The organism is Pseudomonas sp. GW821-FHT05D12 (assembly GCF_059419825.1).
Genome location: NZ_JBWKSN010000028.1, coordinates 1 through 22303 on the forward strand (window position 1 = coordinate 1; position 22303 = coordinate 22303).

Annotated in this window: 18 protein-coding genes and 2 tRNA genes; 10 read left to right on the plus strand and 10 right to left on the minus strand. The window is 62.0% G+C overall.

Annotated features, from left to right (window positions below; all coding sequences use genetic code 11):
* Position 1: 1 nt before the first annotated feature.
* Positions 2-77 (plus strand) — tRNA-Glu (locus tag AC07SI_RS30050).
* A gap of 3 nt (positions 78-80) precedes the next feature.
* Positions 81-156: transfer RNA gene (locus AC07SI_RS30055), tRNA-Gly, on the plus strand.
* A 53-nt stretch (positions 157-209) separates the two neighbouring features.
* Here the strand turns inward: AC07SI_RS30055 and pdxR are convergent.
* Entirely contained in the window at positions 210-1691 is a 1482-nt protein-coding gene (gene pdxR / locus AC07SI_RS30060; RefSeq protein WP_495007096.1) for a MocR-like pyridoxine biosynthesis transcription factor PdxR, read from the minus strand.
* A gap of 77 nt (positions 1692-1768) precedes the next feature.
* On the opposite strand from pdxR, the gene AC07SI_RS30065 reads away from it, so the two are divergent.
* Entirely contained in the window at positions 1769-3430 is a 1662-nt protein-coding gene (locus AC07SI_RS30065; RefSeq protein ID WP_495007097.1) for a M24 family metallopeptidase, read from the plus strand.
* A gap of 31 nt (positions 3431-3461) precedes the next feature.
* Here the strand turns inward: AC07SI_RS30065 and AC07SI_RS30070 are convergent, their stop codons facing one another.
* The 6 genes from AC07SI_RS30070 to AC07SI_RS30095 form a co-directional block, all read right to left on the minus strand.
* Complete coding sequence (locus tag AC07SI_RS30070) at positions 3462-5201, minus strand: dipeptidase (RefSeq protein ID WP_065901452.1); 1740 nt, start codon at positions 5199-5201, stop codon at positions 3462-3464.
* A 214-nt stretch (positions 5202-5415) separates the two neighbouring features.
* Positions 5416-6633 (minus strand): phospholipase D-like domain-containing protein, encoded by a 1218-nt coding sequence (locus AC07SI_RS30075; protein WP_495007098.1) that lies wholly within the window; start codon positions 6631-6633, stop codon positions 5416-5418.
* Between the two features lie 52 nt (positions 6634-6685).
* Positions 6686-7333 carry a MotA/TolQ/ExbB proton channel family protein gene (locus AC07SI_RS30080; protein ID WP_065901446.1) on the minus strand — a complete coding sequence of 216 codons (648 nt, stop codon included), beginning with the start codon at positions 7331-7333 and terminating at the stop codon, positions 6686-6688.
* 17 nt (positions 7334-7350) lie between these two features.
* On the minus strand, positions 7351-9633 hold the full coding sequence (locus AC07SI_RS30085; protein WP_495007099.1) for a TonB-dependent receptor: 2283 nt from the start codon (positions 9631-9633) through the stop codon (positions 7351-7353).
* Between the two features lie 24 nt (positions 9634-9657).
* Positions 9658-10386 carry an energy transducer TonB family protein gene (locus AC07SI_RS30090; protein WP_065901440.1) on the minus strand — a complete coding sequence of 243 codons (729 nt, stop codon included), beginning with the start codon at positions 10384-10386 and terminating at the stop codon, positions 9658-9660.
* Between the two features lie 2 nt (positions 10387-10388).
* Complete coding sequence (locus AC07SI_RS30095) at positions 10389-10796, minus strand: ExbD/TolR family protein (RefSeq protein WP_005786670.1); 408 nt, start codon at positions 10794-10796, stop codon at positions 10389-10391.
* Between the two features lie 190 nt (positions 10797-10986).
* Here AC07SI_RS30095 and AC07SI_RS30100 point away from each other — a divergent pair, with 190 nt between their 5' ends.
* Both AC07SI_RS30100 and AC07SI_RS30105 read left to right on the plus strand, forming a co-directional pair.
* Positions 10987-11541 carry a GNAT family N-acetyltransferase gene (locus AC07SI_RS30100; protein ID WP_495007100.1) on the plus strand — a complete coding sequence of 185 codons (555 nt, stop codon included), beginning with the start codon at positions 10987-10989 and terminating at the stop codon, positions 11539-11541.
* The gene (locus AC07SI_RS30105; RefSeq protein WP_495007105.1) at positions 11538-13112 is read left to right on the plus strand and encodes an alkaline phosphatase D family protein; all 1575 of its coding nucleotides are present in this window, start codon (positions 11538-11540) and stop codon (positions 13110-13112) included. The genes AC07SI_RS30100 and AC07SI_RS30105 overlap by 4 nt, the downstream gene beginning before the upstream one ends.
* Positions 13113-14223: 1111 nt before the next feature.
* Here the strand turns inward: AC07SI_RS30105 and AC07SI_RS30110 are convergent.
* Positions 14224-14850, minus strand: coding sequence for an alanyl-tRNA editing protein (locus AC07SI_RS30110; RefSeq protein WP_106804668.1), 627 nt, complete (start codon positions 14848-14850; stop codon positions 14224-14226).
* An 89-nt stretch (positions 14851-14939) separates the two neighbouring features.
* On the opposite strand from AC07SI_RS30110, the gene AC07SI_RS30115 reads away from it, so the two are divergent.
* Positions 14940-15908, plus strand: a complete 969-nt coding sequence (locus tag AC07SI_RS30115; RefSeq protein WP_495007101.1) for a LysR family transcriptional regulator — start codon at positions 14940-14942, stop codon at positions 15906-15908.
* A 69-nt stretch (positions 15909-15977) separates the two neighbouring features.
* Here AC07SI_RS30115 and AC07SI_RS30120 read toward each other — a convergent pair whose 3' ends face one another.
* Together AC07SI_RS30120 and AC07SI_RS30125 are read right to left on the minus strand one after the other, a co-directional pair.
* The gene (locus AC07SI_RS30120; RefSeq protein ID WP_010567536.1) at positions 15978-16385 is read right to left on the minus strand and encodes a PA2817 family protein; all 408 of its coding nucleotides are present in this window, start codon (positions 16383-16385) and stop codon (positions 15978-15980) included.
* 75 nt (positions 16386-16460) lie between these two features.
* On the minus strand, positions 16461-18908 hold the full coding sequence (locus AC07SI_RS30125; RefSeq protein WP_065901428.1) for an acyl-CoA dehydrogenase: 2448 nt from the start codon (positions 18906-18908) through the stop codon (positions 16461-16463).
* Between the two features lie 191 nt (positions 18909-19099).
* Between AC07SI_RS30125 and AC07SI_RS30130 the strand changes: the two genes are divergently transcribed.
* From AC07SI_RS30130 to AC07SI_RS30145, 4 genes are all read left to right on the plus strand, one after another.
* The gene (locus AC07SI_RS30130; protein ID WP_106804665.1) at positions 19100-19759 is read left to right on the plus strand and encodes a transglutaminase-like domain-containing protein; all 660 of its coding nucleotides are present in this window, start codon (positions 19100-19102) and stop codon (positions 19757-19759) included.
* A 56-nt stretch (positions 19760-19815) separates the two neighbouring features.
* A complete protein-coding gene (locus AC07SI_RS30135) occupies positions 19816-20433 on the plus strand; it encodes a glutathione S-transferase family protein (RefSeq protein WP_106804664.1) in 618 nt (205 codons plus the stop codon).
* Positions 20434-20567: 134 nt separating this feature from the next.
* Positions 20568-21500 carry an ABC transporter ATP-binding protein gene (locus AC07SI_RS30140; RefSeq protein ID WP_065901421.1) on the plus strand — a complete coding sequence of 311 codons (933 nt, stop codon included), beginning with the start codon at positions 20568-20570 and terminating at the stop codon, positions 21498-21500.
* Positions 21497-22276 carry an ABC transporter permease gene (locus tag AC07SI_RS30145; RefSeq protein ID WP_065901419.1) on the plus strand — a complete coding sequence of 260 codons (780 nt, stop codon included), beginning with the start codon at positions 21497-21499 and terminating at the stop codon, positions 22274-22276. Before AC07SI_RS30140 ends, AC07SI_RS30145 begins: the two co-directional genes overlap by 4 nt.
* Positions 22277-22303: the final 27 nt, after the last annotated feature.

A 22303-nucleotide genomic window follows, 5' to 3' on the forward strand; every position in this document is an offset into this window, starting at 1 on the left:
TGTCCCCTTCGTCTAGTGGCCTAGGACACCGCCCTTTCACGGCGGTAACAGGGGTTCGAGTCCCCTAGGGGACGCCATTTGCGGGAATAGCTCAGTTGGTAGAGCACGACCTTGCCAAGGTCGGGGTCGCGAGTTCGAGTCTCGTTTCCCGCTCCATATTCAATGAAAACGCCGATCAGCAATGATCGGCGTTTTTGTTTGTGCGCGTTTTATCGCAAGTTCGCCGCTTGAGCCAGACGCACTGTAGCCTCGCGGATTTCTGCCTGATTGAGTGCTGCAAAGCCCAGGCGCAGCGCATTTTCCGGCTGGTCCAGCGGCGAAAACTGCCGGCCACTGCGTACGACCAGCCCGTGATCCAGCGCCGCGCTGACCATCTGTTCGACGTTGATTTCATCGTCGAAGCGTACCCACAGCGCCAGGCCACCTTCCGGCTCCCGTACCTTGATTCGATCCCCGAACGCCTCATGCAGGCAGCTCTGCAAGGTTTCGCGGCGGACGCGGTATTCCTTCGACACCCGGCGCAAATGCTTCTTCAGCTCCCCATCATTGATCAGATCGGCGAGCATTTTCTGCGCGACCGCATCGGCATCCCCCATCATCAGCGCGGCATTGCTGTGCAGGGCTTGGATCACATCCGTGGGCGCCACCACATAACTGCAGCGAAACGTCGAGCCAAGGGCTTTGGATAACGAACCGACATAGATCACATGGCGCTGCGAGCGGTCACTGGCGAGGGGCAGGTAGGGCCGCCCGTTGAAGTGGTATTCGTGGTCGTAGTCTTCTTCGATGATGCAGAAATCATGCAGTGCCGCCAACGCCAACAGCTGCTGGCGTCGCGCCGCGTGCAGGCTCACGGTGGTGGGGAACTGGTGGTGTGGGGTGAGATAGATCATCCGCACCTTGTGTTCGCGGCAGAGGCGGTCGATCTGGTCCGTGCGACAGCCTTCTTCGTCCATCTCCACGGTGACCAGTTGCGCGCCCAGCTTGCGGAAAATCTCCCACGCGGGTGGGTAACTCAGGCGTTCCACCAGCACCACGTCTCCGGGTTTGAGCAGCAGGCTCGCGGTCAGGTACAGCGACACCTGGGTGCCTTGGGTGAGGCAGATATTCTCGGCGCTGACCGTCAATCCGCGGTTGTTGCGCAGCATCTCGGCCAGGGCGCAGCGCAAATGGTAGCCCGTGCCCTCGCTGCCGTAGCGCACGGTGTTGGAGCTGAAGCTGTTGCGCAATGCATTGCGGTAGTAGCGATGCAGGACGGCCTGGGGCAGCAAGCGGTGATCGCTGGTGCCGTTATCGAAAAACAGCGCGCCATGCCGATGCTGCAGTGCCGTCACCTGGGCGTTCTGGGCGAAATACGGGGCGACCGCCTGCGCGAGGATGGGCGGAGCGAATGACTGTTGCGCGCGACTCGGCAACTGCTTGGGCGTCAGCTGCGCGTTGACGAAGGTCCCACGGCGTGGCTCGCTGACGAGCCAGCCTTTGGTCAACGCTTCTTCGTAGGCGAGGATCACGGTCTTGCGGTTGACGTCGAGCAACTGCGCCATTTCCCGCGTGCCCGGCAGCAATGTGCCGGGCGGCAATCGCCCTTCAACGATCGCGGTCACCAGGCCTTCGGCGATTTTGCGGTAGGACGCCTGGCCGTCACCCTCGTCCAGCTTGAGCAGCGGACGCCATTTACGCATCTGGACCATCTGAAGTATCCAAAACTGGAGGTTTTAATGGGCCTAGTCTAGCGCAACAATCAAGCCTCACTTACCCCGAGGTTGTTATGAATACACGTCATGTCATTGAACTGTCCCCCTCGGGGAAAACCGTTGAGGCCGGTGATGAGCTGTTGCTGGATGCGATGCTCGCCCACGGCCTGTCCGTGCCATTTTCCTGCCGCCGCGGTGCTTGTGGGTCGTGCAAGGTGGTGGTCGCAGAAGGTCAGTACCGGGCCAAACAGCTCGCGCCGGATGCACCGGCGCCCTGCTATCCGCTGGCAGCCAATGAGATGTTGTTGTGCCAGAGCCACGCCTGCGGCGACATGCGCCTGGAAATTCCCGGCTGGTCGCTGGACTCGCCCGCGTTGGTCGTCGAGGCGACCGTGCTGAGCAAACGCGCACTCAGCCCCGACATCATCGAGTTGGTGGTGATGCCGGATACGCCCTTGGCGGTGCGGGCGGGCCAGTACCTCAAGATCCAACTGGTCGACGGCGACTCGCGCTGTTTCTCGATCGCCAACCTGCCGGCCGAAGACGAGGGGCGGCTGGTCTTCCAGATTCGCCAGGTCAGCGGCGGGCTGTTTTCCGAAACCCTGCTGGGGTGCCTGGAAGCCGGCGACCTGTTGCAACTGGAAGGGCCGTTTGGTGCCTGTACCTGGCAGGACCATGACGATGCGCCCGTAGTCTTGTTCGCCACGGGCACCGGCTACGCTGGGATCAAGCCTATCCTGCTGAGCGCCTTGAAACGCGATGTCGAGGTGACGTTGTACTGGGGCGGTGCGCAGCCGGCCGATTTTTATGACCACGTGTTCTTGGACGCAGCGGTGATCGAGCACCCGCGTTTTCACTGGCATCCGGTGCTGGCCTCGCAGGGCCGGGTGCAGGAAGTGGCGCTGAGCCATGGGCATCACTGGGAAGTGGCCCACGTGTACGCGTGCGGTAGCGGAGCAATGATCACCCAGGTGCGTATTGAGTGCCTGGAAGCGGGCCTGCCGGGCCATCGGTTTGTCGCGGAAGCCTTTGTGCCCAGCGGCCGGTCGAGTGCGGGCACGGCATCGAAGCCGCTGCATCCTGTGTGGGAAAAAGTTGGTCCGCGCTACTCCCTGGACGGCATGCTGGCGGCGCGCGACCAGTCCATACGCGCCCTGGCGGCAATTGCCAGCCGCCTGCAGGTGGGCATGACCACCGGCGAAGCCCTTGATATGGCCGCCGAACAACTGCAGGCCATGGGCGCGTCCCACACCTGGCATCCGACTTATATTCGTTTTGGTGACGATACCGTTCGCCCACCCCGCGAAGGTATCGATCGTCAACGCAGGCTACGCGCCACCGATATTGTCGTGGTCGACCTGGGCCCGGTGTGGGACGGCTACGAGGGCGACTATGGCGATACCTTTGTATTCGGTGACTCGCCGTTGCACCTGGCATGCAGGACGGCCCTGCACGAAGTGTTCGATGCGACCCGCGACGCTTGGCTACGGGGCCTCACCGGTCGCGAACTGTATGACTTTGCCGAGCAGAGTGCGGTGTCAAAAGGCTGGAGGCTGGCGCGCAATCTCGCGGGGCATCGCCTCGCGGATTTCCCCCACGCGTTGTTCGAGTGCAAGGACCTGGCGGACCTGGAAATCCCGCCGAGTGAAATGGCCTGGGTCCTGGAGATCCAGCTGTGCCATCCCACGGAGCCGGTCGGTGGTTTTTTCGAGGATATGTTGATGCTGCAAGCCTGAAGAGCCCGCCATTGCGGCGGGCTCCTTTGGATCAGAGCTTCGGCAGCTGGCCGATACGGCTCATCATTTCGGTGACGATCTGCAGGTCCAGCAGGAACTGGTCGACGGTCTTGAACTCGTTGTCGGTGTGCCCGGTGTACTTCACTTCCGGGCGCGCCAGGCCGAATTGCACGCCATTGGGCAGTTCGTGCACCGATGTCGCGCCGGCCGAGGTGCCGAACTTGTGCTCCATGCCCAGGTTTTCGCTGGCGACGGCCAACAAAGCCTTGACCCATTCACCTTCCGGGTTGCGGTACATCGGTTCGGCCACCGAGTAGGTGAAGTCCACCTTGACCTTGGATTGCTTGTCCCAGGCATTCAGCTTGTCGGCAATCTCGGCCTTGAGTTTCTCCGGCGACTTGCCCTTCGGCACGCGCAGGTTCACCGCCAGCTTGAAGGCCTTGTCATCCAGGCCGACAAAGGTCAGCGAGGTGGTCAACGGGCCCATGAAATCATCGGAGAAGCCCACGCCCAATTTGCCGCCGAGGTAATCCAGGCCCCAGTTGTCGGACGCATAACGCGCCGCGTCGGTGATGTGGTTGTGCTTGAGGGCAATCTTGCCGTCGACGCTGTGGATCAGCTCCAGCATGCGCGCGACCGGGTTGACCCCGGACTCGGGTTCGGAGGAGTGAGCGGACACGCCGGTGACGGTCAGCTTGACGTTTTTGCCGTCGACCTTGGCGGCCACTGCAAAATCACCGCCGTTGCGCTTGGCGTATTCGGTCCCGGCCTTTTGCAGGCTGGCGGCCAGCTCGGCCGGTTTGTCGCTGACGAAGGTCGCGACCGAGGCCGAAGGGATCTGGTTGGTCGCCATGCCGCCGGTCATCGAGATGATTTCCGCGCCTTTGCCTTCACCCTTGCGACGCGGGAAGGTGGCCATGACCGTGCCGTAGCCTTTCTCGGCAATCACCACCGGGTAGCCGCCGTCCAGCGCCAGGTTGTACTGCGGCGTCGGGTTGTGCTCGAAGTAATAGGGGATCGCGTCGCCGGAGGTTTCTTCGGTGGTGTCCACCAGCAACTTGAAATTGCGCGCCAGCGGCAGCTTTTCTTCCTTGATGACTTTCATGGCGTACAGGGCCACCACGATGCCGTTCTTGTCATCCTCGGTGCCACGGCCGTACATGCGATCGCCAATCAGCGTGACCTTGAACGGATCAAGCTTGGTGCCATCCTTGAGCACCCAGTTCTCTGGCGTCACCGGCACCACATCGGCGTGGGCGTGGATACCGACCACTTCATCACCGCTGCCTTCGAGGGAGATCTCGTAGACGCGATTGTCGATGTTGCGGAAGTTCAGGTTGAAGTCTTTCGCCAGGGCCTGGATCTTGCCGGCGATCTTGATGAATTCCGGGTTCTTGTACTGCGGCACACCGTCGACGTTGAAGGTCGGGATTTCCACCAGCTCACGCAGGGTTTCGGTGGCGGCCTTGCCGTACTTCACGCGTGTGTAGATACCGAGCAGGCGATTGATTTCGTTCTGCTGGTCGGCGCTCAGGGTTTTGTTATCCAGGAAGGCACTGATTGCCGGGCCGACGTCGCTGGTTTTACCCAGCTCGCCCTTGGCCAGTGCGCCGAGGAAACCACGGAAATCGGTGACGGACGTTTCGTTGAAACTCTTGAGAATCGCCGTGCTTTGGTCGGGTGTGATGTTGGCGAAGGCAGGTGTGGCGATGGCCGAAAGGCTGGCCGCGAACACGGTGGCAGCCGCCAGTTGCTTGAGTGGAAAGTGCATTGAGAGACGCATTCCTTTGCAGGTAGTGAGTAGGAAGTTTCTGATCGATATGTCAGAAACATTTCCACACACTACCACCTCTTTTTTCCACGGGCGAGGGTCTACGCAAAGGGTCTCGCAGGAGCCGGCTTGCCGACGATGACGCGCATTGCCAGGCGGATCACAGTGCCTGGACTATTTTCGTCGGTGAGCCAGCGCCTGCAGGTGGCCTGAGTCAGGGCTGGCCAGGGTGGGGCTCGGGGTACGCCTCGGTTACGTTCAACGCCTTGGCGTAGGGCCCATCCCACAATTGCTCATGGAGTTGCCCGACACGCTTGGCCATTGCTTCGCTGCGCATCACTACTTCCAGGTTGCGCGAATTATCCAGATACCCACCCAGCCAGTTGCTGGTGCCGATCCAGGCGACCTGGCCGTCGATCTCCATGGTCTTGCTGTGGATCACCCGCGCATAAGGGATAAACCCTTGCCTGGCTTGCGGCAGGGTGACGATCTTGACCTGGACGTTGGGCAGGACCGCCAGGCTTTTCAGGTAGGGCAGTTCCAGTTTGTCGGTGTTCCAGTTGGACACCATCAGCTTGATTGACACCCCACGCGCCGCCGCTGCGCGCACGGCATTGTCGATCACCGCGTAGTAAGGGCGGGTTTTATCCGGCCCGTAGGACAGCGGCGCATAGTCGAGCAGTTGCACGCGCACCTCTTTTTTGGCTTCACCGAGCAGGCGCGGCAACTCCAGTTGTGAATCGCCGACACCCGGCGGGTTGTAGCGCTGCGGGCTGGCGACCAGATAGTTGCCAGTGCGCGCAGGGGGTTCGCTGGCTGCGGGCAGGGGCACCGGGGTGTGCTCGGTCAGCGCTGCCTGGGCGCGCCAATCCTGTTCGAAGATCGCCTGGACCTGGCTCACCACGGTGGCGTCGCTGATGCGCAGGCCGGTTTCGTGGATATGTTCCAGGGAGCGCCAGTCGAAGTTCTGGCTGCCGACAAATGCCTGCTTGCCATCCACCACCATGTATTTGGCGTGGATGATCCCGCCGCTCAGTTGCCCATAGGGCAGCACACGGAAGGTCAGGTTGGGGATCGCACGCAAACGTTCCAGCGTGGAAGCTTCTGACAACTTGATGCCTTTTTCTTCCAGCAAGAAGCGAATCTTCACACCGCGTTTGCCGGCGGCCTCAAGGTGTTCGATCACCGTGTCCATCACCGAGCCAGGATGGTCGGCGGCATAGAACTGGCCGATATCGATGCGGCTTTTGGCACCATCGAACAACGCGATCCACACCGGCCCCGGCTGGCGCAAATCGTCGGTGCCCAGCGTGGTATCCACCGGCACGGTGTGCACCAGTTCAAACCCCGGAATCGAAAAGTCCGCCTGAACCAGCGGACTCATGAGCAAGCCGGCCAGGCCTGCGATACGCAATTTCAAGGAGGCAGACATTGGGACCTCTATCAACGAAGAAAGCGGGCGCATTGCGCGCCCGCTGTAACCATCACGCCGTGCGGCTGTGCAACGGTGTCGGCACCAGGTGCGGCACTTCACTCTGTACCCGGGCGCCGGTGGCGGCGCGGATCAGCAGGATTTTCAACTGGTCGTTGATGCGCTCCAGGCTGTCCTGGAAGAAGTTGTGGAACACCACGCAGAACAGCGCGATGGCGATCCCCAGGCCAGTGGCGAACAGCGCCGTGCCGATGCCACCGGAAATCTGCCCTGGGTCGGACACCCCGGCACTCGCCAGCGCCTTGAAGGTGTCGATGATGCCGAGGATGGTACCCAGCAAGCCCAACAGCGGCGCGGCCGTGGTGATGGTCTCGATGATCCACAGGCTGCGGGCCAGTGGCGCGCGAGTGGTCAGGTACTGGGTTTCGATCACGTCATCCAGGTCCTTGCGTGAACCGTGCGAGGCTTTCTGTGCCAGCACCGGCAACACCATGCTCAAGGGCAGGCTGTCACGTTGGGTCAAGCCCTGCGGCAAGTCGCGCTCGCTGTGTACGTTGGCGTCCAGCACCGCCGTGAGCGCGCGAGCCTGGCGACGCACGTAGGCGAAGTAGATACCGCGTTCGATGGTGATGAAGATGGCGATGGCCATCGCGGCATACATCACATAGAAGGTGATGTCGTGGAGCAGGTTCATGTCCATGTTCGCTTACCTCGCAATTAGAAATTGGCTTCCAGAGAAACCGTCACAGTGCGTTCCAGGCCGACGATGTACGCCGGGTCGCCGTCGCGGAAACCGCCGTAGGTCGCGGCGTTGGTCTTGGTGGTGTACACGCCGTCCAGGTATTTCTTGTCGAACAGGTTGTCGACGTTCAGGCGCAGGGTGGCGTCCTTGACCACTTTCTTGTCCACCGGCAGGTAGATACCCGCGCCGGCGTTGAACACGGTGCGCCCGGAAATGGCTTCATCGTTGGTCAGGTCGCCGTAGAGCTTGCTCGTGTACTTGCCGCCGAAGGTGCCGTAGAAGCGACCGTCGTCATAACCGATGTTGGCCGCCAGCATGTTCTTCGGCACGTTGGCAAATTGCTTGCCGCTGGTGGGCAGCACGATGGCTTTGCCGGCGTTGTACACGGTCAGGTCGTCTTGCTGCTCGGCCTTGGTGTAGGTGTAGGAGGTGTAGTAGTTGAAGTGGTTGGGCAGCAGGCCGCTCCACTCCAGCTCCAGGCCGCTGTTGTTGACCGCGCCCGCGTTGATGTCGGCGAAGTCGCCGTTGATGTCTTTGGACGAGACCTGGCGATCCTTGAACTGCATGTAGAACAAGGTCGCCGCCACGGTCATGTCGTCACCGGTGAAGCGCCAGCCCAACTCGTGGTTCCAGCTGGTTTCCGGCTTGGAGTTGATCGAGTCCAGGCCCTTGTCGTACAGCACATAGTTCTGCGGGATCCGCATGTTGCGCGACAGGCTGTAGAACAACTGGTCGCGCTCATCCAGCTGGTACTTGAGGCCGACGTTGGGCAGCAGTTTGTTGTAGGTCTGGTTACGTTTTTCCGCCTGTTCGGTGAGGCTGCCGTGGTTGGTGCCGTCACGCTTGACGTTCATGTAGGCGAGGCCTGCCACCAGCGTCCAGTCCGGGTCGATGTACCAGGTGTCCTGGGCCCAGACCTTCTGGGCGGGGGTGATGGTGAAGCGGTCGCGACCCTGGATGGTGTTGCCATTGGCATCGACCACGGCGTCGTTGGAGTCGGGCCAGGTGTCGACCGGTTTGCCGCTGGACTTGAGCGGAATGAACGGCTGGGTCTGGCTCTGGCGCGCGCGTTCGTACCAGTAGCCAAATTGCACGCTGTGATCACCCAGGTCCCAGTTCAGTTTGGTGGTGATCCCCGGACGCCAGGTCTGCGTGCGTGAAGGGCGGTAGTACACGCCGCTGTTCGGCGTGCCATCGGCGTTGTACTGCGCGCCGGTAGGCAAGTTGCCCAGGTCGAACACGCCGCCCTGGTTCGAGCCGCTGTTCAGCGCATAGCTGGACGAGCCGACGCCACTGCCGTTGCCCCAGTAGTAATACGGAATCACTGACAGCGCGAGGTTGTCAGCCAGTTTGAGCTGGGTGTTGAGCACGGCGGTGAAGGTCTGGAACGGGTTCTGCGCCAGCGCGTAATAGCTGTTGTACTTGCCATTGGCACCCACGGTCGGCGTTGCCGGGTAGGGGTCGTACTTGCGGCCGTTCTGTTGGAACTGCGCCTTGGTCAGCTGGCTGTAACTGTTGTTGTCCTGTTCGTGGTACTTGAGGATCAGGTTGGCGGTGTTGCCGTCGCCCGCATCGAAGAAGCTGTTCCACTCGACCTTGTCCGCCCGCACTGCACCCGAGCCGCGCCACATCTGGCCTTCGGTGTGGGACGCCGACAGCCAGTTGCTGAGGCCGTTGACTTCACCGGTGTTCAGCCGCGCGAAGGTCTTGCGGGTGGCGTTGCTGCCCATCACCTGTTTGACGAACGCGCCGGTTTCCTTGGTCGGGCGAATCGTCACGATGCCGATGTTGCCGCCGCTGGAGCCGATGTGCGGGCCGTCGGCTTCCGAGGAGCCCTGGGTGACGAAGATCTGGTCGATGTTTTCCGGGTCGCCCAGCAGGTTGGAATACAGCGCGTAGTTGCCCGAGTCGTTGATCGGCATGCCGTCCACCGACATCCCCACCTGGTCGGAGTTGAGCCCGCGCATGGTGAAGCGAAAGCCCGACAGGCCGGTGTTGTCTTCGCTGGAAATGTTCAGGCCCGGGGTGTACTTGAGCTTGTCGATGGCGTTGCCGGTGGCGGTCTGTTTATCCAGCGCCTCCTTGGTCACCGTGGAGCGGCCCTTGATGCTTTCTTCCTGCACCATGTAGCCGCCACCCGCAGTGGCCTTGCCCTGGACGCCGATGGTGCCGACGTCGCTGTTGCTGGTGTCGGCCATGGCCATGCCCTGGCCCATGCTTGCGGCAACAAGTGCCAGATGAATACGTGTGAACCTCATCACTGTCGTCCTGGTGTCGGGTGCTTATTGCACGCTGTAGTTGAAGGTGGCGGTGAAGCGCTGCTCATTGCGCCCCCCGAAGGCTTGCTCGGGGAACGGCTTGACTTGCTTGATGCGACGCAAGCTGTTGGTGGCGGCCCGGTTGAGCAACATGCTCGAGGCCTGGGTTTGCAGGCCGGAGTCCAGAACGCGACCCTGGCGGTCTACCAGCAGCCAGACCACGACTTCGCCGGTCGGGCGTTCGAGGGAAGCCTGGCGTCCGGTGGGGTACTGTTTGTAGGTGTCCAACTCGTTGCGCAAACCCTTGAGATAGCCGCCTTCGAGTGCCTGGCCGTCGACTTTCGGCGGGGCCGGTGGTGCCGGCGTTGGCGCGGCCTGGGCCGCCACGGCGGGGGCCGGTTTGGCGGCCACCGGCGGCGGTGTCGGCACGGGCGATGGCTTGGCCACAACAGGCTTTGGCTGAGGTTTCGGCTTGGGCTTGGGCTCAGGTTTTGGCAACGGCTTGGGCGGCGGTGGCGGCGGGGCCGGCTCGGCCTCTTCATCCTCGATCACCGGCGGCGGTGGCTCTTGTTCCACCACCGGCTCCGGGGTCACTGGCGGCTCGGGTTCGACCAACGCCAGCTCGACCGCGGACTCGTCGTACACCGGTTCAACCTTCAACGTCTGGGACTGGATTCCCAGTGCAATCAGCACCAGGGCGATCAGGGCCGGGACACTGCCCAGCAGCTGTCGCGCACGAAACAGGACGTACATGATCACGACTTGCGCGTGGCGATGGACACGGAGGTAAAGCCACCCAGACGCAGGGTGTCCATCACCTCCACCAGGCGCGAAACTTCCACGCCCTTGTCGCTGTTGACGATGATCGTCGACTTGGTGTCAGGCTTTTCGGCCGCCTTCAAGGCCGGCACCAGCGCATCGACGGTGAGGTCCTTGCCATCCAGTTGCAGCTGGCCTTCCAGGCCCAGGGTCAGGATGAATTTGTTCTGCGGCTTGAGCTGCTGCGAACTGCTGGCGCTGGGCAGTTGGGTCTTCATGCCGAGGGCCGGAATCACGTTCAGGCTCACGAGTACGAAAAACACCAACAGGAACATCATCACGTCGATCATCGGGATCAGCTCGATGTGCGCCTTGCGTTTTTTCGGTTCGTCCCAGGTTCTCATTCCGCTACCCCGTCATTGAATTAGGGGCGACACGCTAACAACCAAAAATGACCGAATGGTTAACTTTAATTGACGTTTTGAGGGCTCTAGGACGCGTCTTACAGGGCATTCACAAGTCATTTTTGTGACGTAACAGAATTGAAACGAAGCGCGGCCATTCTCAAAAACTTTACATCGAGGCCCCCCGGAAATGAGCAGCGACTTGCCCCATCTGTCCACCCCGCGACTGCTGTTGCGCGCCCTGGAAAAAACCCAGGCCGAGACGTTGTGCGCCCTCGCCAACGGTCCGAAGATCGCCGATAACACCGCCAGCATTCCATCGCCCTACACCCTGGAAATCGCGCTGGATTTCATTGACGGCATGCAGGCGAAATATCGCTCGACGGGGTTGCTGAGCCTGGGGATGCACCGGCGTGACAATGGCGAGCTGATCGGTATCGTCAGCCTGCGCATCAATGCTGCTCATCGCTACGGGCACCTGGGCGGCTGGGTCGCGGCGGATGCGCGCAACCGGGGGAACGCGGCCGAGGCGGCGACAGCATTGATGGACTACGGCTTTGCCGAACTTGGCCTGCATCGCGTGGGCAGCCAGTGCTTCAGTCGCAACAAGGAATCGGCGCGGGTCATGGAGAAAATCGGCCTGCAATATGAAGGCTGCATGCGCGGCGCGTTCCTCAAGAACGGCGTGCATGAAGACCTGCTGGTGTTCGCCACGGTGCGTGAGGTGTGGGAGTACCGGGTGTGAGCGGCGGCGTCGACCACGGCCGGCGCCGGGTACTCGCCGGGCTGGCGGTGGCCACCACGTTTTCGATCCTCAGTCCGTTCGCGCGCAGTGCCGGGGTCGACTATCCGTTTACCCTGGGCGTGGCGTCGGGCGACCCGTTGCCGGATGGCTTTGTGATCTGGACGCGCCTGGCGCCGCTGTTCAATGCAGTGGATGGCCGGGGTGGGTTGAACCGTGCGGTGGCGGTGCGTTGGCGGGTCGCCAGCGATGCGGCGATGACCCGCATCGTGCGACAGGGCGAGGTCATGGCCAGCGAGCGGTTGGCCCATTCGGTGCACGTGGAAGTCGCCGGGCTGGAGGCGGGCCGGCCGTATTGGTATCAGTTCGAAGGCCTCGGCGCGCAGAGCCCGGTGGGGCAGTCACGTACGGCGCCCGCCGTGCAGGCGCTGGCGTCGGCGCAGTTGGGATTTGTCTCGTGCTCGCACTGGGAGCGCGGCTATTTCAGCGCCTACCGTCACCTCGCGGCAGAGCAGCCTGACCTGGTGTTTTTTCTCGGTGACTATATCTACGACAGCTCCTACGCGGCGGACTCAGGCAAAATCATTCGCGCCCACGGCAGCGGCAATGCGGTGAGCCTGGGCGATTACCGCAACCGTTATGCCTTGTACAAAACCGATCCGGACCTGCAGGCCTTGCATGCCGCCGCGCCCAGCGTGGCGACCTGGGACGACCACGAAGTGCAGAACGACTACGCCAATCGCTGGTCCCAGGATCCCAAGATCCCGGTGGCGCAATTTCTCCAGCAGCGCGCGGCGGCTTACCAGGCGTTCTATGAACATATGCCGCTGCGTGTGAGCAGCGTGCCCAAAGGCCCGGATATGCGCATCTATCGGCGCCTGGACTACGGCCGACTGGCGCGTTTCCACGTGCTCGACGGCCGTCAGTATCGCTCCGAACAACCGTGCATTCCGGCCAACGGCAGCCACCAGGGGCATATCGCCGCCAACACCTGCGCCGACCTGCGCAACCCCGCGCGGACTATGCTCGGCTGGCAGCAGGAGGCCTGGCTGGACCAGGGTTTTGCGCAGTCGCGGGCGCAGTGGAATGTGATCGCCCAGGACTTGCTGGTGGCGCCGCTGACCCAGCGCGACCCGACCAGCCAGGCACTTGGGCGCTGGACCGATGGCTGGGATGGCTACATGGCCAACCGTTCGCGGATGCTCGCATCGATCCAGCGCCATCGCGTCAACAACCCGGTGTTCTGGGGCGGTGATATCCATTCGTTCTGGGCCACGGACTTGCACGTCGATGGCAATGATCTGGACTCACCGATCGTGGCCACCGAATTCGTCGGCTCATCGGTGACGTCCGATGGCCCGCCCTATGATGCATTTTCCCAGTTGTTGCCACTCAACCCGCACGTGAAGTTTTTCGACAGTCGCCAGCGCGGGTACGTGTCGGTGCAGTTGGAGGCGCGGCAGATGCTGACGAGGTTTCGCGCGATCAGCGACCCGCGCGATCCACAGGCTGGCGTGTCGACTCTCAAGTCGTTTGTGACGGAGCCGGGCAGGGCGGGTGTGATGACAGCTTGAGGCATCGCCTGGAGACGGGCGATAGGGTTTGTTGTGGCAAGCACGATGCTGTGGCAATCAGGTTTGTCATGTTGAGCAGGCTGTTGTGGTGAGCAGGCTTATTGTGGTGAGCAGGCTTGTCCTGCGTTGGGCTGCGCAGCAGCCCCCAAACCTGACTGGAGTTTTTCCAGACAAACCGCGGTGGCCTTATTGGGGCTGCTGCGCAGCCCAACGCAGGGCAAGCCTGCTCACCACAGGGGGAAGGCTGCCAGGTGGAGTACACCTGTGACGGCGGGTGAACCTGACACTGTGGGCTTGCCTATCACAGCGAGTGCACCTGACACAGCGACTTATCTGTCGCAGCGGGCAGTTGGGGGGGCAAGCACGGTGTTATGGCAATCAAGTTTTGTGATGTTGAGCAGGCTTGTTGTGGTGAACAGGTTCGTTGTGGTGAGCAGGCTTGCCCTGCGTTGGGCTGCGCAGCAGCCCCTAAACCTGACTGGAGTTTTTCCAGACAAACCGCGGCGGCCTTATTGGGGCTGCTGCGCAGCCCAACGCAGGGCAAGCCTGCTCACCACGGGGGGAAGGCTGCCAGATGGAGCACACCTGTGACGGCGGGGGAACCTGACACTGTAGGTTTGCCTATCACAGCGAGTGCACCTGACACAGTGACTTATCTGTCGCAGCGGGCAGTTGGGGGGGCTGTGGCAATCAGGTTTGTCATGTTGAGCAGGCTTGTTGTGGTGAGCAGGCTTGCCCTGCGTTGGGCTGCGCAGCAGCCCCCAAACCTGACTGGAGTTTTTCCCAGAAAAACCGCAGCGGCCTTATTGGGGCTGCTGCGCAGCCCAACGCAGGGCAAGCCTGCTCACCACGGGGGGGGGGGGGGGAACCTGTCAGAGTGGGGGCACCTGTCACTGGGGGTGGATCTGCCAGATGGAGCACACCTGTCACTGGGGGTGGATCTGCCAGATGGAGGGCACCTGCCACTGTGGGTGGATCTGCCAGATGGAGCACACCTGCCACTGCGGGGGAATCTGCCACGGTGAGCACACCTGCCACTGTGGGTGCATCTGCCAGAGGGAGCACACCTGCCATGTAGGCAAATCTCACCCAGCAAGCCAGGCGTAGCGCTTCAGTCGAGGGTGTAACGCACCGACAGTGCGCCCTTTTTCTCCGACAGGGCCAGGATGGTCACTTGGCCCAGTTCGCTCAGCGCCTGTACATGCGTGCCGCCGCAGGCGTAGGCCGGCAGTTCGCCGAAGCCGACTTCGCGGGTGCCGTCTTGCAGGGTCATATGGCGCGGATAGTCGGCGGCAATCCACTGGTTGACTTGCTGTTGAATCGTCTCGGCCTCGAGGACTTGGGCGGCGTCGCCACGGATAAACGTGATCTTGCCTTCGCCCGGCCAGTGATGCGCCTTGATCGGCATCCAGCCCAGGGTCTCGCCAACGTTGCCGATCAAGTGCCCGGCGGAATGCAGGCGTGTGTGCAGGGCGCGGCGTTGCTCGTCGACCCGTGCGGTAATCAAGCCACGCGCCACGGGGCGGTCGGTGTAGTGCACCACGCGATCGGCTTCCTGGGTGACGCGCAGGACGTTGGCCTCGCCGAGCCAGCCGGTGTCGAAAGGTTGCCCGCCGCCTTGCGGGTGGAAGAGGGTTGACTGCAGGGTGACGGCAAAGAGGTCTTCGTGCGGCGTGCAGTCCAGCACTTCAAGCTCGGCAGTCAGGTGATCGTGGGTGAAAAACAGGCGCTCGGTCATTATCTACATCCGCATCAAGGTTCTGCGAGCAGTATAAATAGTGCGAAGATGGGTGATAATCCGCTCAACTCTCAATGGACCTGTGCGCTATGAGCATCAATCTTCCCTTGCCGCTGCTGGGTGAAATGGCGATTTTCGTCAAGGTAGTGGAAGCCGGCAGCTTTTCCGAGGCGGCCCGGCAGATGGGGGCTTCGCCGTCTTCGGTGAGTCGCAGCATCTCGCGCCTGGAAAAGGCCCTGGCCACCCGTTTGCTGCAACGCACTACGCGCAAACTGCGCCTGAGCGAGGGCGGGGAAGAGGTGTTCAAGCGTTGCCAGGAGATGGTCAACGCGGCGCGTTCGGTCATGGAGATCAGCGGCCAGTTCACCCATGAGGCCGAAGGTCAGGTGCGGGTCAGTGTGCCCAAGGCGGTGGGGCGGTTTGTGGTGCACCCGCATATGCCGGAGTTTCTGCGGCGCTATCCCAAGGTCGATGTGCAACTGATCCTCGAGGACCGGCACGTGGACCTGATCGATGACAACGTGGACCTGAGCATCCGCATCACCGACAGCCCGCCGCCGGGGCTGGTCGGACGGCAGCTGTTGCCCATCGAGCACTTGTTGTGCGCGACCCCACAGTACCTGGCCGAGCACGGCACGCCGGGTCACCCCCAGGATTTGCTCGCACACAGCTGCATCTACCTGGGTGAAACCCCGGCGGACTCACGCTGGAAATTTCGCCAGGCGGGCAAGGCGGTAACGGTAGGTGTGCACGGGCGTTATGCGGCGAACCACACCGGGGTACGCCTGGATGCGGTGTTGCAGCATGTGGGGATTGGCAGCCTGCCGTATTTCACCGCGCGGCATGCCTTGGAGGAGGGGCGCTTGGTGCAGGTGTTGCCGGCATGGGACTTTATTGCGTCCTACCATGGCGAGGCGTGGTTGCTGCATTCGCCGACGCGGTACCTGTCGCCGAAGTTGCTAGTGTTTATCGACTATCTGGTGGAATGCATGGCGAAGGAGCCGACATTGCGCCGCCAACACCTGGTAGGAGCCGGGGCGCCGGCGATGGGCCCTTGAAGCCACCGCTGGACTCAAGGCCGCCATCGCCGGCAAGCCGGCTCCTGCAAGGGAAATCGTGGGAGTTGATCAGTGCTTGCTCTGGTCCTGCGGCATGGCCAGCAGCTGCTTTTCCTGGTTCCAGTCGAACGGTTCGTCGTTCTGTTCGGCTTCGAAGCGACGCTCTTCCAGGGCCTGGTACAGGTCCAGTTCTTCGTCAGGCATGAAGTGCAGGCAGTCACCACCGAAGAACCACAGCAGGTCGCGCGGTACCAGGTGGGCAATCTGTGGGTAGCGCAGGATGACCTGGCTCATCAGGTCCTGGCCCAGGTACTGGCTTTCGATCGGGTCGATCGGCAGCAGGGCGCGCAATTCGTCGAAGCGCTCCAGGAACAGGGTGTGGCTTTCCTCGGGTACCTGTTCGGCTTCGCCGACGGCAACCAGGATGCTGCGCAAGTGGTCGAGCAAGACGAGATGATCGGCAACGACGTTGGACACGAGATAAGTCCTCTAAAGCAAAAACGGGCGCGAGAGTATATAGCCCTCGCGCCCGTATTTATATGACCGCTGGACTCAGCGGACTTTACCCTCGGTGTGTTCCAGCTCTTCCTTGCTGAAATCATCCACGTCGATCACCTTGCGCCGCGCCGCCTCGGCGTCACGCAGGGTCTGTGCTTCAGCCGGTTGCAGCACGCCGGCGTGCAATGCAGCGTCGATCGCATGTTCGCCGGCAGTCGGCTTGACCTGGCCGCTTTTGAGCGCGCTGTGCAGTTTTTTCTGCAGTGGGTGGCTGGCACCCAGCAGGTCGTAGGCATGTTGCAGGGCACCCACCGGATCTTCCGCCGATTGTGGGCGGTAGCAGCCGGCCAGCAGTTCTTCCAGGGTCGGGTCGCCTTTGGCACGGCCAATCACCGCGGCCACTTCGGCATCCAGCGCGTCGGACGGCCCGGTATGGCGACGCCCGAACGGGAACACGATGACCCGCAGCAGGCAGCCCAGTACCTTGTTCGGGAAGTTGCTGAGCAGTTCATCCAGTGCGCGCTCCGACTCGCCGAGGCTTTCTTCCATGGCCCAGGCGAACAGCGGTTCCAGGTGATCCGGCGAATCCAGGTCGTGATAACGCTTGAGTGCTGCCGAGGCCAGGTACATGTGGCTCAGCACATCGCCCAGGCGCGCGGACAGGCGTTCGCGGCGCTTCAACTCGCCGCCGAGCAACATCATGCTCAGGTCGGCGAGCAGGGCGAAGGCGGCAGCCTGGCGATTCAGGGCGCGGAAGTAACCTTGGCTGAGGCGGTTGCCCGGGGCTTTTTCGAAGTGGCCCACGCCCAGGTTCAGCACCAGGGTGCTGGCGGCGTTGCTCACGGCGAAACCGATATGCTGCATCAGCAGGCCGTCGAACTCCTTGAGTGCCTGGTCATGGTCTTCGCGACCGGCCAGGGCCATTTCCTTGAGCACGAACGGATGGCAGCGGATGGCGCCCTGGCCGAAGATCATCAGGTTGCGCGAGAGGATGTTCGCGCCTTCTACCGTGATGAAGATCGGCGCACCCTGCCAGCTGCGGCCCAGGTAGTTGTTGGGGCCCATGATGATGCCCTTGCCACCGTGCACATCCATGGCGTGGCTGATGCATTCACGACCGCGCTCGGTCAGGTGGTACTTGAGGATCGCCGACAGCACCGAGGGTTTTTCGCCCAGGTCGACGGCGTTGGCGGTGAGCATGCGCGCGCTGTCCATCAGCCAGGCGTTGCCGCCGATGCGCGCCAGGGCTTCCTGGATACCTTCGAAGGCCGACAGCGGCACGTTGAACTGCTCACGCACCTGGGCGTACTGGCCGGTGACCAGGCTGGTGAACTTGGCGGCGCCGGTGCCGACAGCGGGCAGGGAGATCGAACGGCCGACCGACAGGCAGTTCATCAACATCATCCAGCCCTTGCCGAGCATTTCCTGGCCACCAATGAGGAATTCCAGGGGGATGAACACGTCCTTGCCGGAGTTGGGGCCGTTCATGAAGGCAGCGCCCAGGGGCAGGTGGCGACGGCCGATTTCCACGCCGGGGGTGTCGGTGGGGATCAGCGCCAGGCTGATGCCCAGGTCTTCTTCCTCGCCCAGCAGGTGGTCCGGGTCATGTGCCTTGAAGGCCAGGCCGAGCAGGGTCGCGACCGGCCCCAGGGTGATGTAGCGTTTTTCCCAGTTGAGGCGCAGGCCGAGGGTTTCCTTGCCTTCCCATTCGCCTTTGCAGATCACGCCGGTGTCGGGCATGGCGCCGGCGTCGGAGCCGGCCAGCGGGCCGGTCAGGGCGAAGCAGGGGATGTCATCGCCGCGCGCCAGGCGGGGCAGGTAGTGGTTGCGTTGCTCATCGGTGCCGTAGTGCAGCAGCAATTCGGCCGGGCCGAGTGAGTTGGGCACCATCACGGTCGACGCCAGGTCGCCGCTGCGGGTGGCGAGTTTCATCGCGACTTGTGAGTGCGCATACGCGGAGAAGCCCTTGCCGCCGTATTCCTTGGGAATGATCAGGGCGAAGAAACCGTGGGTCTTGATGTGCTCCCAGGCAGCGGGCGGCAGGTCCATGGCCTGGCCGATTTCCCAGTCGCTGACCATGGCGCAGAGTTCTTCGGTCGGGCCGTCGATGAACGCTTGTTCTTCTTCGGTCAGTTGCGCCTTGGGATAGGCCAGCAACTTGTCCCAGTCCGGGCGACCGCTGAACAGTTCGCCGTCCCACCACACGGTGCCGGCGTCGATGGCATCGCGCTCGGTCTCGGACATCGGCGGCAGGACTTTCTGGAACCAGCTGAACAGCGGCTTGGTGAAGTATTGGCGGCGCAGGTCCGGTAGCAACAACGGCGCCGCGACGGCGGCCAGCAGCACCCAGAAGATCAGCAGCAACCAGCCGGGAGCGTGACTCCAGGCGCCCATCGCCAACAGGTAGACGGCGACCACGCCCAGGGCGGGCAGGGGCGCGGTGCGCCGGTGTGCCAGGTAGGCAATGCCGACCACCAGAACCAGTATCCACAACAACAGCATATTCAATCCTCCGTGAAACCAGGGGCGAAACCACCAACGAGCTTAGTCGGCATCCGAGCAAGCGGGGTGATCAGGGTGTAACGAGTTGTGCTGGAAGCACCCATCTTCAGGCGCCGACATTTGGCCGAATCGTCGTTATCTCTGTGGCGGACCTGTCGTTAAACTCAAGGCTTCCTTCGGAGATCAAGCTCATGGATACGTACCTGAGTCCCAGCCGCTTCATCGATAGTGACCACCCTGCGGTGGTGGAGTTCGCCGAAAAACATCGTGGTCCCAGCGCGGATTTAAGTGACCAGGCGGTCAGTCTTTATTACGCCGTACGTGAGGCGATTCGCTACAACCCCTACACCTTCAGTCGCGACCCAGGCACCCTGAGCGCCAGCTATGCCCTGGCTGCCGGCGAAAGCTACTGCGTGCCCAAGGCCACCTTGCTCGCTGCCTGTGCCCGCCACTGCGGGATCCCGGCACGCATCGGCCTGGCCGACGTGCGCAATCACCTGTCGACGCCACGCCTGATCGCGTTGCTCAAAAGCGACGTGTTCGCCATGCACGGCTACACCGAACTGTACTTGCGCGGTCGCTGGGTCAAGGCGACGCCGGCGTTCAACAGCCAGTTGTGCGAGTTGTTCGATGTGCCGCCGCTGGAGTTCGATGGCCTCCACGACAGTGTTTTCCATGCGTTCAATCGCCAGGGCCGGCGCTCGATGGAGTACGTGGTGGACCACGGGCAATTTCCCGACGTGCCCGAGGCATTTTTCTTCGCCCATATCCAGCAGTGTTACCCGCACTTGTTTGCCGAGGACATGCCGACGTTGCTGGGCGATATGCAGAGTGATTTGAGCCGCGCGTGAACCGGCGTATGCTGCTGCGTTCATCTAGCCATGTTCATCAACAATAAGGCGCGGTCATGCTGAAAATCTGGGGTCGTAAAAATTCATCAAACGTCAGGAAGGCACTCTGGTGCGCCGAGGAACTCGGCCTGGACTATGAGGCAATTGATGCGGGCGGGGCTTTTGGTGTGGTCGACACGCCGCAATACCGGGCGTTGAACCCCAACGGCCGGGTGCCGATGATCGAAGACGGTGACTTCGTGTTGTGGGAATCCAACACCATCGTGCGTTATCTGTGTGCCAAGCAGGCATCCAGCTTGTATCCCACCGACCTGAAGGCGCGGGCCAACGCTGAAAAGTGGATGGACTGGACCACGTCGACCTTCGCCGACCCGTTCAGGACCGTGTTCTGGGGCGTGCTGCGCACCCCCGCGGACAAACAGAACTGGGACACCATCCACGCCGGGCGCAAGACCTGTATCGATGTACTCAAGACCGTCGACCAGGCGCTCGCAGTGCAGCCGTATCTGTCGGGTAATGAAATCGGCATCGGCGATATTCCCCTGGGCAGCTTCATCTACGCCTGGTTTGAAATGCCCATCGAACGGCCTTCGATGCCCCACCTGGAGGCCTGGTACCAGCGCCTGCAGCAGCGTCCGGCCTACCGCAAGGCGGTCATGACTGCGTTGACTTAATACCCACTATTAATACGGGTGACTGTACTTGTGCGGCGCGGGCAAGCACCATGCTTGTCATGCGCCGCCGTTGAACTACGTGGGCTGCGCCCTCATCTATTGTTTCTATTCCCTTCTTTGGTGCGTAATCCGATATGAGTTCCGCTCTGTCCATCCGGCAGCTAACCAAAACCTACGGCAACGGTTTCCAGGCCCTGAGTGGTATCGATCTGGACGTTGCCGAGGGTGATTTCTTCGCCTTGCTCGGCCCCAACGGTGCCGGCAAATCCACCACCATCGGTATCCTCTCGACCCTGGTCAACAAGACCAGCGGCACGGTGAATATCTTCGGGCATGACCTGGACAAATCCCCGGCGGCGCTCAAGCGTTCGATCGGCGTGGTGCCCCAGGAATTCAACTTCAACCAGTTTGAAAAGACCTTCGACATCGTCGTGACCCAGGCGGGTTACTACGGCATTCCGGCGAAAGTCGCCAAGGAACGCGCCGAGCAGTATCTGACCCAGTTGGGCCTGTGGGACAAGCGCGACGTGCCTTCGCGCTCGCTGTCCGGCGGCATGAAGCGGCGCCTGATGATCGCCCGTGCGCTGGTGCATGAACCGCGCCTGCTGATCCTCGACGAGCCCACCGCTGGCGTGGACATCGAGCTGCGCCGTTCGATGTGGACCTTCCTCACCGAGCTGAACCAGAAGGGCATCACCATCATCCTCACTACCCACTACCTGGAAGAGGCCGAGCAGCTGTGCCGCAACATCGGCATCATCGACCATGGCACCATCGTCGAGAACACCAGCATGCGTAACTTGCTGGGCCAGTTGCATGTGGAGACTTTCCTGCTCGACCTGAAGAACAACCTGTCGGTCTCGCCGCAACTGCTCGGCTACCCGAGCCGCCTGGTGGACAGCCATACCCTGGAAGTCCAGGTGGACAAGGCCATGGGCATCACCGCGCTGTTCACCCAATTGGCGGCCCAGAACATTGAAGTACTGAGCCTGCGCAATAAAACCAATCGCCTCGAGGAGTTGTTCGTGTCCCTGGTGGAGAAAAATCTGGCGAAGGTGGCGGTATGAGTTCCGAACTGCAACCCAACATCGTCGCGCTGCAAACCATCGTCTACCGCGAAGTGAAGCGCTTTACCCGGATCTGGCCGCAGACCCTGCTGCCGCCGGCGATCACCATGGTCCTGTACTTCGTGATCTTCGGTAACCTGATCGGCCGGCAGATTGGCGACATGGGTGGCTTCACCTACATGGAGTACATCGTCCCGGGCCTGATCATGATGTCGGTGATCACCAACTCCTACGGCAACGTGGTCTCCAGCTTCTTCGGCAGCAAGTTCCAGCGCTCCATCGAGGAATTGATGGTCTCGCCGGTCTCGCCGCACACCATCCTGATCGGCTACACCCTGGGCGGCGTGCTGCGTGGCCTGATGGTCGGGGTGATTGTGACGCTGCTGTCGCTGTTTTTCACCCATCTGCAGGTACACCACCTCGGGGTCACCTTGCTGGTGGTGGTGCTGACCGCGACGATCTTCTCGCTGCTCGGCTTCATCAACGCGGTGTTTGCGCGCAACTTCGATGACATCTCGATCATCCCGACTTTCGTGCTGACACCGCTGACGTACCTGGGCGGGGTGTTCTACTCCATCACCTTGCTGCCGCCGTTCTGGCAGACCGTGTCGCTGGCCAACCCGGTGCTGCACATGGTCAACGCCTTCCGCTACGGCATCCTGGGCGTGTCGGACATCAAGATCAGCGTGGCGATCACCTTCATGCTCGTGGCGACCGTGGTGCTGTATATCGGTTGTGCGCGGTTGCTGGTGAGCGGGCGTGGGATGCGTACGTAACCTCGACGCGGTCAAAAATGTGGGAGC